The sequence below is a fragment of the Candidatus Eisenbacteria bacterium genome (assembly GCA_013140805.1).
Classification (GTDB): Bacteria; Eisenbacteria; RBG-16-71-46; order RBG-16-71-46; family RBG-16-71-46; genus JABFRW01.
This window is the reverse complement of the sequence record JABFRW010000129.1, coordinates 1-13,554: the sequence shown is the minus strand read 5'-3', so window position 1 is coordinate 13,554 and position 13,554 is coordinate 1. Positions and strand designations below refer to the sequence as shown.

The following is a 13,554-nucleotide window of genomic DNA, read 5'->3' as shown; positions in this document are numbered from 1 at the left end:
GTGCCGGGGCGCCGCGAGGAGTCCGGGGCTCGCAATCCGTGGCGCGGGCGGCGCGACGAACCGCGTGATGGCGGCGTGCGCTCGGGCGCTCCCAAGCCGGCGGACAAGCCGGTCGACCGGCCGGCGCCGCGCGTCGAGAGCCAGCGTCTCGAGCCTCAGCGGCAGTCACCTCCTCCGCGTCCCGCGCGGGATTCGAATTCCGATCGCGGCGGCAAGAGTGGCGACAAAGACGGCGGCAAGGGTGGCGACAAAGACTTCGGCAAGAGCGGCGACAAGGACAGCGGGAAGAGCGGCGGGAAACGCCGCGGTTAGACGCCCGGTGGGGCCAAACTGCTAAGCTGCCCGCCCTCGCACGATGCCACGCGGCCGGAACTCCCGGCCGCGTGGCGTGTAAGAGGGCCACGCGCATGCGCCACCTTCTGCCTGATCATCGCCCGCTCGACCCTTTGCGCCCATGGCGCGTCCGGATCGCCTGTGCCGCAACCGCGGTCGCCCTCGGTGTGGCGCTCGGCGCCGTCGCCTGGGCGCCGGCGGTGCTCGCCCAGGCGGGCCCTCCGGGCTTCACATTCCTCGAGGTTCCGACCGGCGCCCGCGCGGCTGCACTCGGGGGCGCGTTCGCGACCGTGGCCGAGGGATCGGACGCCGCGTTCTGGAACCCGGCCGGACTCGCGGCGACCCAACGCTTCCAACTCGGAGGTGCACATACCGAGTACTTGCAGCAGCTGCGGCACGAGGCCTTCGCGCTCGCGATCCCGGTCGGTGGGGGTGGCATCGCCGGTTCGGTGCGGGCGCTCTACAGCGAGCCGATCGCGGCGCGAGATGAACTCGGCAACGAGATCGGCACCTTCGGGGCGCATGATCTCGAGTTCGGTGTGGCGTGGGGTGGTCGCGTGTCGCCGACCCTGCGGCTCGGACTCGGCGCGCAACTGGTGCGCGAGCGCATCGACCAGTCGGCCGCGATGACCTACGCGTTCAGCGTCGGCACCGCGTGGGACCCGGCGCGCTGGCCCACTCTGCGGTTCGCACTCGCGGCGCAGAACCTGGGGCCCAGTCCGAGCTTCACGATCGAGGACGGCGAGAAGGGCATTCCGGTTCCGCTGCCGTTCGCGATTCAGGGTGGCGTGCGCTGGCTGGGTCCGGCGATCGGAACATGGCAGAGCGCTTCGTCGCTCGAGACCCGCTTCACCCGCGGTCGCAGTGGTCTCGGCATGTTCGGCTTCGAGCTCTCGCAGCCGCTCGGCGCCGCGCTGCGACTCGGCTATCGCTACAACGACGATGCCACGAATCTCTCGATCGGTGGCGGGTGGGCGACGAAGGCGCTGTCGCTCGACTACGCGTTCGTTCCCACCCGGCTCGAGCTCGGCGACACGCACCGTCTGTCGTTCGCGACGCGGTTCTAGCCGCGCCCCAGCTCCAGCTCGCCGCCTTCGAGCTTCACGAAGGTGAAGTGCTCCATCCAGTCGCCGAGCACGAAGAACGCGCGACTCCCGTCGCGCCGCTCGATCGCCTGATGGAAGTGCCCGATCATCACGGTATCGAAACCCGCTTCGAAGCGCGGCAGCGCGATCTCGCGCCACAGACGCTCGACATCGGGTGGACGATCGGGCCTCGAACGGCGCGAGCCATTTGAAACCCAATGGGCGAGCGGGATGCCGAGGTCGGGGTGAAGCAGGCGATAGAGCTCGATACTCACCGGGTGGCGGACGAGTCTCTTGAGCGCGCGATAGCCGAGGTCGCCGCCGACCAGCCCGTCGCCGTGGTGCATCCACACACGCCGCCCCTGGGTCTCGAGCGTGACCGCACCGTCGTAGGTGCGCACTCCCAGTTCCTGAGACAGGAACGGGCCGAGCCAGAAGTCGTGATTGCCGTTCAGATAGTGGATCTCGACGCCGGATTCCTTCAGTTCCGCCAGCACGCGCAGGGTCCCGAAGTGGCGGCGCGGAATCGCAGTCCCGTACTCGAACCAGAAGTCGAACAGATCGCCGACGATGTAGAGCGCCTGGGCGCGGCCCGAGAGGCTCTTCAGAAACGCGTGCAGACGGGCACGGCGCGGCGCCTCGACGGGCTCCGGATCCACTCCGAGATGGGCGTCCGAGAGGAAATACACCGCCGCGGCTGATGGCATGGCGCGCAGCATAGCAATCGCGGGCGCCGGCCGTCACCGCGGCGGCGCCGTGTCGATCCGGCGCCACGCCGCATCGCTCGTCGCCGCCAACGCCGCACTCGTCGCCGCGGGCTGCGCTTGACGGAGATTTGGCCCTCGCGATCTCTCGCGGATCGCAACCGTTCGGTGCTCGAGCGCGTCCATTGTTGCGGAGTGGCGCGTCGTCCACACCTGCGGAGGTGCTCCCCCGCACTTCGACCATCCCGGCTCGATCAGGGACCCGAGGTGAGCGGAGCGTGGGGGTTGCACCGGGGAGATCCGCTCGTGCGTATACTGGCGCGTCGCTCCAACTACCTACACCGATGGCGTGGGGACATTTGACGCTGGGGTAACGCCCGAGCATCCGCCGCCCGATATCTTGGACACGCAATTGCTAGCTCTTCTGATGATCCGGCGCTGACCGCTGGCGCCTCAGAGCCCCGTTCGAGGGAGGAACTCCGAAATGATTCCGGATTCGAATCGCCGCCACACTCCACGCAGTTACATCCTGCTCGCGGGCGGTTTGCTGGTCGCCGGCCTCGTGATCGGGCTCGGCCTGAGCGCCGGTCTCGATCTGCAGCGCGCCAGCAGTGCGGCCAAGGCGTCGCTCGGCGCCACCACTTCGAGCGCCGCGATGCCCGAGAGCCCGTTCGTCTCGGTCGTCGATCGTGCCCTTCCCGCGGTGGTGTTCATCGACGTGCGCAAGAAGGTCGGAACGCGCTCGGACGATCCGCAGGAGGAGTTGTTCCGGCGCTTCTTCGATGGCAATCCGCAGCAGCGCCAGCAGCAGCGGGTGCCGAGCTCGGGCTCGGGCTTCATCGTGGATCGCGAAGGCCACGTGCTGACGAACAATCACGTGGTGCGCGACGCCGACGACATCACGGTGACCCTGAACGACCGCCGTACTTTCAAGGCGACCGTGGTCGGTACCGATCCCGAGACCGACGTGGCGGTCATCAAGATCGAGGGCGGCAATCTGCCGGTGCTGCCGCTGGGCGACTCGGACAAGCTCCGGGTCGGCGACTGGGCGATCGCGATCGGCAATCCGCTCGGCATGCTGCGCGGATCCGTGACGGTCGGCATCATCAGCGCGCGCGGCCGCTCGAACCTCAATATCTTCGGCGGTACCCCGGCGTTCCAGGACTTCATCCAGACCGACGCGTCGATCAACTTCGGCAACTCGGGCGGCCCGCTGTGCAATTCAGCCGGCGAGGCGATCGGCATCAACACCGCGGTCAACTCGAGCGGTCAGGGCATCGGCTTCGCGATTCCGATCAATCTCGCCAAGCACATTGCGGATCAGCTCGTGGCCCACGGTTCGGTGACACGCGCGTGGCTCGGCGTGCGGCTGGCCGAGGTGACTCCCGAGATCGCCGAGGGCTTCAATCTGCCGAATCCCGAAGGCGTACTGATCTCCGACGTGCTGCGCGATCAGCCGGCCGAGCGCGCAGGCCTGCGCCGCAATGACGTGATCGTCGAGTACGACGGCCAGCACGTCGTCGATCTGCAGAAGTTTCGCCTGCGCGTCGCCGACACGCCGGTGGGACGCACCGTCCCGGTCGAGGTGCTGCGTGACGGCAAGCGCATGCGCTTCGAGGTCAAGCTCAGCAATCGCGATGCGGAAGTCGCCGCGAATTCAACCCCGTCGCGTGCTCCGGACACCGTCGCTCCGGCCGCAGGGCTCACGGTCCGATCCCTCACGCAGGCCGAGCGCACGGAGCTGGGCATTCAAGGCGGCGTGCTGATCACGGCAGTCGAGCCGGGCAGCCCGGCCGACGACTCGGATCTGCAGCCCGAAACCGTTGTCGAAGAGGTGAGCGGCAAGGCGGTGGACACTCCGCAGACTTTCGCGCGCGCGGTGCGCGAGGCAAAGGAGCGCGGCAAGCCGGCGGTCCTGCTGGTGCGGCGCGGCGAGTTCACCGAGTTCGTTCCCGTTCGTCTCAAGGACTAGGCGAAATCGGCGGGGGCGGCCCGATGCCGCCCCCGCGTTTCGCGGAAGGATCCCTTTGCGTTCGAACCGCGTCACTCCCCTCGCGCTCGCGACGTTGCTGCTGTTGCTGCTGTTGCTGCGGACCGCTCCGGCCGGTGCGGTGCCGGCGGTGACGGCCGCCCGTTCGTTCACCGGGCCCACCGCGACGCGCGTGGTGTTCGATTTCAGCGAGGCGGTCGCGCACGTTGCGCCGGATTCAGGGCGCGGACGCAGTGTGCGCGTCACGGTCCCGGGCGCCCCTCTCACCGCGGGCGAGTCGGTGCCACGCACGCTCGCGATCGGTGATGGGGTGGTGGATTCGGTCGCGGTCGTGACCGGCGTCGACGGGGCGCGATTCGAGGCCTACTTCAAGGACTCGACCGCCTTTCGCGTGTTCGGACTGCCGGCCTCCGAGGACAAGCCCTACCGGCTGGTGATCGACGTGACCCGAAAGGGCGGCGCGGCCGCTCAAGCCGCGAAGCTCGAGCAGGTGCTCGAAACCAAACACGAGGACCGGCTCCGCATCGTCGCGATCGATGCCGGTCATGGCGGCGACGACGCCGGTGCCCGCTCGACGCGCGCAATCGGCATCCGCGAGAAAGACGTGACGCTCGCGGTGGCCCGCAAGCTCACCGAAGAACTCAACCGGGTGCCGGGCATCCATGCGGTCCTGGTGAGAGACGGGGACTATTTCATTCCGCTGCGCGAGCGGTACCACATCGCCGAGAAGATGAAGGCCGATCTCTTCATCAGCATTCACTGCAATTCGTCTCGACGACGCGGCTCGGGTAGCGGCACAGAGGTGTTCTTCCTCTCCCAGCGCGGCGCTGAAGATCAGGCGAGCCAGGACCTCGCCGATTCCGAGAACGCGGCCGACCTGGTCGGCGGCGTGCCGGCCCAGAGCGAAGACGAGCTCGTGAACATTCTTTACGACGTGAAGCGCAACTCGGCGCTGCAGCAGAGCCAGCTGCTGGCCGAGACGCTGCTCGATCACGTCGCCGAAGATCGCCGGCTCGAATCGCGCGGCATCAAACAGGCCGGGTTCGTGGTGCTCAAGTCGGTCGAGTTCCCATCGGTGCTGGTGGAGACCGCGTTCATCAATAATCCGGTCGAGGCGCGGCTGCTCAAGAGCCCGGCCTTTCAATCGCAGATGGCGCGACAGATCGCCACCGGAGTGAAGAAATACTTCGAGCGTGCCGGGATCCCGCTTCGCAGCGGCGCCGCGAGTACTCCGGACGGCTCGGGACGCTAGTCGACTCCCGCGCGCCGGCACGGGCGCGGCCGCACGTTCACACGCCGGCTTGAGCGAGGAGTGGGAGAGGGACTAGCCTCGCGCTTCGTTGCGCGGTCGCCGTCGACCCGTCCGGCACTCTCTCTTCGTTCGGAGCACCCGTGAGCCAGCCCTCGCCCGAGTTCGACCTGTTGTCCCGCATCGAATTGCTCGCCGACCTCGAACCGTTCGTCGACGACCTCATTCAGCAGCACGAGGCCAAGCGCGAACTGTGGTTTCCGAGCGATCTGTTCGGCGAAGAGGAGCAGGAGAATCCCGAGACCTGGGGCCAGCGCATTCGCAAGCTGGCGGAAGGGCTTCCGGACCCGTGCCGCATCGCGATCGCCCTCAACCTGATCACCGAGGAAGGGCTGCCGCACTTTCACCGACTGCTCGCGGTGCATTTCGGCGACGAGACGTTCTGGCGCAAGTGGAACAACCTGTGGACCGCCGAGGAGGATCGTCACGGGGCGGTGCTGCACGACTACTGCCGCGAGACGCGAATCCTGCATACCCGCACGCTCGAGAAGCTGCAGTTCGAGTACCTGCGTGGCGGCTTCCACCCGCAGTGGGACCGTGATCCGTACCGCGTGTTCGTCTACACCACGCTTCAGGAGCGGGCCACTCAGATGTCGCATGCCGGCACCGGCCGGATCTGCGCCGAGTACGAGCCGAAGGTCGACTACATCCTGAAGAACATCGCCGCAGACGAGGCTCGTCACTACTCGTTCTATCGCCAGGTCTTCGCCGAAGTGATCAAGCGCGACCCCGATCGAGCACTCGAGTCGGCGGCGCTCGTGATGCCCGCGATCGACATGCCCGGCATCTCGATGCCGGGCTTCAAGGAATTCGCCGACGTGGTGCGGCGGTCGGGCATCTACGGTCCGCGTGACTACCTCAAGATCGTCCAGGACCAGATTCGCTTCTGGCAGATCGAGAGTCTGACCGGACTGCGCGAGAGCGGGCGCGTCGCCCAGGAAAAAATCCTCCAGATCCCACGCCGTCTCGAGAAGATCGCCGAATACGTCGAGAACAAGAGTCGATCGAAGACGTTCTCATTCGAGCTGGTGTTCCAGCGCGAATTCGCGCTGGATTGAGCGTGCACGATCGCGTGGTGGTGACCGGCCTCGGCGTCGCGGCCCCGGTCGGAACCGGCGTCGAAGCGTGCTGGGATGCATTGATCAACGGCCGAAGCGGGATCGGGCCGATTACGCGATTCGACGCCTCGGGGCTGCGCAGCCGCATCGCCGGCGAAGTGCTGGATCTGGACGCCGAGGCTCGCGTGTCCTCGAAGGTGCTCAAGCGCAGCGCGCGATTCACGCAGCTCGCGCTCGTGGCGGCGCTCGAGGCGGTGGCCGACGCCGGTCTCGCCGAGGGTGCGGAGCGCGAGAACGTGGCGGTGGTCGCGGGTTCCGGTATCGGTGGGTTCGAGTACCTGAATCGCGAGCACGCGGTCTTTCTCGAGAACGGCCCCGGCCGGTTCGCGCCGCTCACGGTTCCGATCATCATTCCGAACATGGCGGCGGGCGCGATCGCGATGGAAACCGGATGTCGCGGTCCCAACCTGTGTCTCGCGACCGCTTGTGCCTCGGGCGCCAATTCGCTCGGCACCGCGCTGGATCTGATTCGCAACCGACGCTGCGATGTCGCGATCGCGGGGGGGGCCGAGAGCACGATCTCGGCGTTCGCGATCGACGGCTACTGCCAGCTGCGAGCGCTCAGCACGCGCAACGACTCGCCGACCACCGCGTCGCGGCCTTTCAGCGCCTCTCGTGACGGCTTCGTGATCGCCGAGGGCGCCGGATTCCTGATGCTCGAGCGAGAGTCCCTCGCACGGTCGCGCGGCGCGCGGATCTACTGCGAGCTGGCGGGCTACGGGGCGACCGGCGATGGCTACCACATGACCGCGCCGGATCCCGAAGGTCGCGGAGCCGTCCGCGCGATGCGCGCCGCACTGGCCGACGCCGGACTCGCCCCCGATGCGATCGAGGTGATCAATGCGCATGGCACTTCGACGCCGCTCAACGATGCCACCGAGACGCGCGCGATTCACGAGGTGTTCGGCGCCCACGCGCCGCGACTCGCGGTCCACTCGACCAAGTCCATGACCGGTCACGCGCTTGGCGGCTCGTGCGCGATCGAGGCCGTGGTCGCGGTGCTCACCCTGACGCGCGGCGTGATCCATCCCACCGTCAATCTTCACGAGCTCGATCCGCAGTGCGATCTCGACTACGTGCCGAACGTCGCGCGCGAGGCGCGGGTGGCCACGGTCATGTCGAATGCATTCGGATTCGGCGGGCACAACGCCGTGCTGGTGTTTCGGGCGCTCGGGACCCCGGCCTAGCGCTTCAGCGCCCGCCGCCGACCTTCTTGATTCGGCCTTCGTCGCGGTACTGGAGAGCGCCGCCATTCGCGCACTTCGCCCGTACGAATGCCTCGAGGAATTCGCGCACCGTTTCGCCGGTCTCGGCGCGATCGCGCGCCTGGGCGAACGCCGAGTAGTTGTCGCCGCCGTCGGCCATGAAGTTGTTGACCGCGACCTTGAAGTCGCGGCGCTCGTCGAGTGCCGTGCCGTCGGCCAGCACCAGAGTCACGAGGCGTGCGCCGGCCGGGCGACTGGTATCGAACTCGTAGCGAATTCCGCTCACCTGCGTGACCCGGTCGTAGCGCAGTGCGTCTTCGAGCGCCTGCTTCACCTGCGCCCCGGTCAGGGTGAGCGTCACCACGGTGTTGTCGAACGGCATCACTTCGTAGATGTCGCCGCGCGTCACTGCACCCGCGCGCAGGTCGGCGCGCAGCCCGCCGGCATTCTGAAGCGCGATGTCGGCGGCGACGCCCTCGCGCATCGCGTCGGCGACCAGGTTTCCGACCGTGCTCTCGCCGCCACGATTGCGGAACAGCTGATTGATATTGCGGCCCACCGGTGCCGCCGCGACCGGCGCGATGTCCTTGTTCCAGCGCTCGACGCGCGCCGCCATCGCCGAGTCGGGAACCACGAGGTCGGCGTAGGTGCGCTCGAGCCACGACTTGCGTTCGATGACGCGATCGCGCAGCGGGTCGACCACCAGGTCGCACACCCCCAGCCACTCGCCGTGCGATCCCGAAATGAGCGCCGGGATCCCGTCGACCACGCCGGGTACCACGTTGTGGCTGTGGCCGCCGAACCATGCGTCCACGCCCTTCACGCCTCGAGCGAGGCGCGCCAGATCGCCGCTCACGCCGCGCGCCGAATCGTAGCTGGCGGGGATGTGCCCGATGCCGATCACGGCATCCACACGGTCCTTGCGGCGCATGCGGTCCACGATCGGCACCGCGGTCGCCGAGTCGTCGAGGAAGCGCAGGTGCGCGACGTACTTGCCGAGCGTCACGTTCGGCGTGCCCGGATAGGAAAGCCCGAGGATGCCGAGCCGTACGCCGCGGCGGGACATCAGCGTGTCGCTGCGCGCCCAACGCGGCAGCTTGCCGCTCTTGCGCTCGCGGATGTTGGCGCCGAGTGCTGCGCCGCGGAATTCGTGGATGCGGCGGATCAGGGTGTCGGCGCTCCAGTCGAACTCGTGGTTGCCGATCGCCGCCGCGCTGTAGCCGAGCGCGTTCATCTGCTCGATCATCGGGCGGCCGAACACCAGATTCGAGATCATGGTGCCCTGATACCAGTCGCCACCATCCACCAGCACCGTTCCTTCGGGGTTCACCGCACTCAGTCGCTTCACGTTGCCCGCCAGCGCCACCGAACCGCCGTAGGCGCGGCCGGTGCGCCGGTCACGACCGCCGCCCAGAATGCCGCCGTGGAAGTCGGTGGTCTCGAGAATGCGCAGCGTCGGAAAGCGCGTGTTCGCGACCAGTGCGAGCGCCTGAACTCGCGTAAGCGTGTCGCTCGTCACGAACCGCCCGGGTGCGCCGGTCCCGAGGCCGACGCCCATTGCGAGGCCGCGCCGGAACGACCGGTCGGGAGTCGGTGCGAGCGCATATCCGGCCACCCGTGCCGCGCGTTCGCACCACTCCGTCGCGAGTCCGAGCTGCAACGTGGCGAAGGTTCCGAACATCTCTTCGGTCTGCGCCGCGCCGAGCACGCGACGTCGCACCAGGCCGTCGAGCCACGGCTCGAGTGAGTCGGGCACGTCGGCAAATGCTCCCGAGGGCCGCTTCTCGCGCCACTCGAAGGCGCGCGCGAGCCAGTACGCGAGCTCGCCGCGCTGCGCCGGCTCACGCGGGAAAATGCGTTGCACCTCGGCCGCGGGCAGCACCTGCTCGCGCACCAGGCGGTCGATCAAGGGCCGTTCGACGGTCGTGGCGTAGTCGGGAAGCAGGTTCCACTCCCGGCCGCGCGCAGGCTCCGGAGCGCCGCGCCGCAGCAATTGCGCGATCGCGTCGCGAACCAGCACCGGGCTCGTCGAGACGCGCGTCGCGCGCGCGAGCATTCGGTAGCCGCCGCCGCCGCCGGCTCGATAACTGTTCGTGACCACCTCGATCGAATCGCCCGCTCCGAGCGGAGCGTCGCCTTTCGACAGATGCACGATGCGATCGCCGGGGGGGCGTGTGAGGTCGATTTCATAGCTCACGCCGCTCGCGGCGTCGAAGTGGGAGGCGCCGAAGTTCGGCTCGGTGAGCGCGCGATCCGCCGCGTACGTGTAGGGGGCGAACGCGAGCGCCGCGTGCTCGAGCGCTTCGGCGAGTTGTGCGCCCGACAGTCGCAACGTGACGAGCGTGTTGTCGTAGGGGTAGAGGCGCGACAGATCACGCCGCGTGATCGGCCCGGGTCCCAGTCGCTGCGAAGCATCGAACATCGAGGCGAGCGAGACCGGTGCGTGAGAGGCGTCGCGCTGCGCGGCGTGCAGCAACCCCCACAGCGGGCCGTCCTCGAAGCGGCCGCTCGGTGCGTCGATCGCTCGCGCGGTGCGGCCCACTTCTTCATCGAGCGCCGCGCGAGTCGCGGCGTGCAGGTCGGCGGCGAGCGCGACGATCGCGGGATCCGACGGCGTCGAGTCGGTCACCGCGATCACGCTGCCGGTACGCTTCGAGACGAGCCAGCTGTCGCGAGGTCCCGCGCGCGTGAGCTCCACATCCACGCGGCCGAGTGCTTCGCCGTGCTTGCCGGCCTGTGCTCCGAACGCGTCTCCGATCATGAGCTGCGGCCGCGTCTCGTGCGTGTGGCCCAGAATCCACACGTCGACGCCACCGACTTCGGTCATGAGGCGATAGGCCCAATTCTCATAGGCGGTGTCGAACTCGCGCGTCGCGCGGGTGAGCGGATCCTTCTCGAGCCCGGTGTGCGCCAGCACCACGATGACGTCGCAACGCTCGCGGTCCCGCAAGCGTCCGACCTCGCCGGCGACCGTTTCGATCGGCGGCAGGAACTGAACGCCGGCGGTGAACGACGGATCGAGCCACTCGGGCGTGCTGGGGGTTACGACTCCGACGACTCCGACGCGCAGTGGCCCCGCATCTCGAATCACCGAGGGCGGGAAGACCAGGTGCTGGTCGGAGGTCCGGACCACGTTGACGGCGAGAAACGGAAAGCGCGCCTGTTCGCGGGTGGAATCGAGTGCCGCGAGTCCGTGATCGAACTCATGATTGCCGAGCGCCATTGCGTCGTAGCCGAGCGCGTTCATCGCCGCGAGGATCGGCTCGGGACCGCGGCGGCCACCTTCACGCCACACGGTCTGAAGCGGCGAGCCCTGCAGCGCGTCGCCTGCGTCCAGCAGCAGCGTCGGCGTGGTGTCGGCGCGCGCGATGCGAATCAGGCTGCCGAGCTTTTCGAGCCCTCGCGGTGCCGGGCGATCGGCGAGGTAGTCCCACGCCGTGAGCGCGCCGTGTAGGTCGGTGGTGTGCAGGATCGTGAGCTTCGCCTGCTCGGCGTGGGCGGAGGTCGACGCAGCGAGCAGCAGGGCGAGGATCGTCAGGGATTTGTTCATGGAGTCGAGCGACGCTAGCACCGTCTCGAAACAAGGGTCAAAGAGAAACCGTGCTAGAGTGCCGCGCTCATGAGCGAGCGACCCCCGACGCATTGCCCCGATTGCGGGCGGCCGGTTCCCGAAGACGTGGCCGAGTGTCCCGCGTGCAGCTTTCCGCTCGCGACCGTGGCACCCGTCACGGGCGCTGGATCCGCGCCGACTCCGCCACCGAACGTCGCTCCCGAGCCTCTCATCGAGGTGAGCCGACCGGGTCCGCCGCCCACGGTTCGGATCGATCCGGCGATCCCGCGCCCGCCGCGCCGTCCGCCGCGCGCCGCCGCGATTCCACCCCAGGCGCTCAGCCTGTGGCTGATCTTCGGCGCGATCATGGCGCTGGTGGTGATCTGCGTCGGAGTGCGTGGATTCCGCGAAAGCAACCAGGTGCCGGTGCCGGGCTCGAATGCCGGCCAACAGGCGCGAGCCGATTCACTGCAGCGCGTGATCGCAGCCGACTCGACCAACGTCGCGGCGCGCGTTCGATTCGGCGACGTGCTCTACGACACCGGCAACTGGTCGGACGCGATCATCCAGTACCGCGCAGCGGTCCGCATGGACTCGAGCCTCGCGACCGCAATCGTCGACATGGGCGTGTGCTTCTACAACCTGGGCGACTCCGCCGAGGCCGAGCGGTTGTTCGAGCTCGCACTCAAGCGCGACGCGCATCAGCCGGTGGCGTTGTTCAATCTCGGCATCATCCTCGAGCGGCGCAAGGAATACCGCGCAGCACTCGGCAGCTACCACCGAGCGCTTCAGAGCGACCCGCCCGAAGGCATGAAGTCCGCGCTGGTCGATGCGATGGCGCGAGTTCAGAAGGAGCTGGGCGCCACACCTCCGCCGCTTCCCGACGGGCACTAAGACGGCAGCAGCGCGAACGACGCAAGTGCCGCGCGTGTCGCGGCCCCGATGCGTCCGGGCTCGATCAGCGCGGTGCCGATGAGACGAGCCAGGTCCGCCGGAGTATCGAGGTCGGAGAGCGTCTCGAGCGTTGCGACCGCGAGGTGCTGCCGGGCCGCGCGTGCGCGCGTTGCTTCGAAGACCTCCGCGCCGCCCCACGCGATGCCTTCGAACAGCCGCGGCTGTGGTTCGCGTATACCGATCAGCCAGTAGCCGCCGTCTTGCGCCGGGCCCAGGACCAAATCGTGGTCGCGTAAGGCGGCGGCGGCGGATTGCAGCTGCGCAATGCTCAGGTCCGCGCAATCGCTGCCCACGATCAGCGCCGCCTCCGCCTCCGATCGCATCCGGGAGAGCGCTGTGAACATACGCGCGCCGAGATCCGCGCCGCTCTGCTCCGCGACCGTGATGCCATCCGGCACGGCCCAGTCGCTCACGGCCGGAGCGTCGGCCCACCACAACGTCACCGCACCGATCCGGCTCGCGAGTGCGGTCGCGAGCGCGTCGCGCACCATTGCCTCGTGGAGCGCGCACGCCATGGCGGCCGGCAGCGCCGGTGAGAGGCGCGTCTTGACCGCGCCGACGCGTGGCCAGCGCGCGAACACACCGACTTGAGTCACGAGCGGTCGCGTCTCGGGTTGTGGCGGGGACATGGCGCGGGCAGAATACGGCCGCGCCCCTCGCACCGCGAGCCCGGCTTCGAACACGGAGGTTCCATGACCGCGATGCGCCCGCACGCCATGACCCGCGCATGAAGCGTGTGGTGCTTCCGACGGTGTTGTTCGCGGCGCTCGCGATCGTGGCGGTGGCGTTGCTCGCATGGTTCGCGTATCGCAGCGTGCGCGGGGCGCTCGAGCAGGAGTTCGAGCGCCGCATCGAGTCGCTCGCCTCGACCACCGCCGCGCAGGTCCGCCCCGAAGATCTCGAGGACGTGCGGATCTACGGCGAGGAGGGCACCGGATACCTGGCGATCCAGGTGGTGCTCGAGCAGCTGTGCTCGGCGTCCAGCACCACGGCGGCGACACTGCTCGACTCCGCGCGCGTCGTGGTCTACGACTGCCGCACACCCGAGACGCAGGGTGCGACGAGTGTCCTCGACTCGGTCGCTCGAGCGGCACTCGCGACCGTCGCGAGCGGACGCACCGCCGTGACCGGTCTGATCCCGCGTGCCGCCGGAGCCCGCCGCTTCGCACTCGCGCCGGTGCTGAGCGAGGTGGACCACGGGCATACCGTGGCGGTGCTCGCCGTCGAGGTCGAGCCGGTCTACCTCGCGCAGCTCGCAGCGCTCGGGCGGCAACTCGCGCTCATCACCGCGGTCATCGCGCTGGCG

Annotated in this window: 11 protein-coding genes; 8 read left to right on the top strand and 3 right to left on the bottom strand. The window is 68.6% G+C overall.

What is annotated here, in order from left to right; all coding sequences use genetic code 11:
- Together HOP12_10285 and HOP12_10280 are read left to right on the top strand one after the other, a co-directional pair.
- A partial coding sequence (locus HOP12_10285) for an ATP-dependent RNA helicase (GenBank protein ID NOT34545.1) occupies window positions 1–312 on the top strand: 312 nt, incomplete at its 5' end.
- 95 nt (window positions 313–407) lie between these two features.
- Entirely contained in the window at window positions 408–1,400 is a 993-nt protein-coding gene (locus HOP12_10280) for a PorV/PorQ family protein (protein ID NOT34544.1), read from the top strand.
- Here the strand turns inward: HOP12_10280 and HOP12_10275 are convergent.
- Window positions 1,397–2,125, bottom strand: a complete 729-nt coding sequence (locus HOP12_10275) for a UDP-2,3-diacylglucosamine diphosphatase (protein NOT34543.1) — start codon at window positions 2,123–2,125, stop codon at window positions 1,397–1,399. The two genes, HOP12_10280 and HOP12_10275, sit on opposite strands and share 4 nt — an antisense overlap.
- A 481-nt stretch (window positions 2,126–2,606) precedes the next feature.
- Between HOP12_10275 and HOP12_10270 the strand changes: the two genes are divergently transcribed.
- From HOP12_10270 to fabF, 4 genes are all read left to right on the top strand, one after another.
- Window positions 2,607–4,094 carry a Do family serine endopeptidase gene (locus HOP12_10270; protein NOT34542.1) on the top strand — a complete coding sequence of 496 codons (1,488 nt, stop codon included), beginning with the start codon at window positions 2,607–2,609 and terminating at the stop codon, window positions 4,092–4,094.
- Window positions 4,095–4,149: 55 nt separating this feature from the next.
- Window positions 4,150–5,364 (top strand): N-acetylmuramoyl-L-alanine amidase, encoded by a 1,215-nt coding sequence (locus tag HOP12_10265; GenBank protein ID NOT34541.1) that lies wholly within the window; start codon window positions 4,150–4,152, stop codon window positions 5,362–5,364.
- Window positions 5,365–5,504: 140 nt separating this feature from the next.
- A complete protein-coding gene (locus HOP12_10260) occupies window positions 5,505–6,479 on the top strand; it encodes an acyl-ACP desaturase (GenBank protein NOT34540.1) in 975 nt (324 codons plus the stop codon).
- Between the two features lie 2 nt (window positions 6,480–6,481).
- Window positions 6,482–7,726, top strand: a complete 1,245-nt coding sequence (gene fabF, locus HOP12_10255; GenBank protein ID NOT34539.1) for a beta-ketoacyl-ACP synthase II — start codon at window positions 6,482–6,484, stop codon at window positions 7,724–7,726.
- A 4-nt stretch (window positions 7,727–7,730) separates the two neighbouring features.
- On the opposite strand, the gene HOP12_10250 is transcribed toward fabF, so the two are convergent.
- Entirely contained in the window at window positions 7,731–11,294 is a 3,564-nt protein-coding gene (locus HOP12_10250) for a hypothetical protein (protein NOT34538.1), read from the bottom strand.
- Between the two features lie 69 nt (window positions 11,295–11,363).
- On the opposite strand from HOP12_10250, the gene HOP12_10245 reads away from it, so the two are divergent.
- Window positions 11,364–12,188 (top strand): tetratricopeptide repeat protein, encoded by an 825-nt coding sequence (locus HOP12_10245; GenBank protein ID NOT34537.1) that lies wholly within the window; start codon window positions 11,364–11,366, stop codon window positions 12,186–12,188.
- On the opposite strand, the gene HOP12_10240 is transcribed toward HOP12_10245, so the two are convergent.
- On the bottom strand, window positions 12,185–12,877 hold the full coding sequence (locus tag HOP12_10240; protein ID NOT34536.1) for a glycosyltransferase: 693 nt from the start codon (window positions 12,875–12,877) through the stop codon (window positions 12,185–12,187). The genes HOP12_10245 and HOP12_10240 overlap by 4 nt on opposite strands.
- Before the next feature lie 98 nt (window positions 12,878–12,975).
- Between HOP12_10240 and HOP12_10235 the strand changes: the two genes are divergently transcribed.
- Window positions 12,976–13,554: hypothetical protein (locus HOP12_10235; protein ID NOT34535.1), on the top strand; the 579-nt coding region annotated here is incomplete at its 3' end.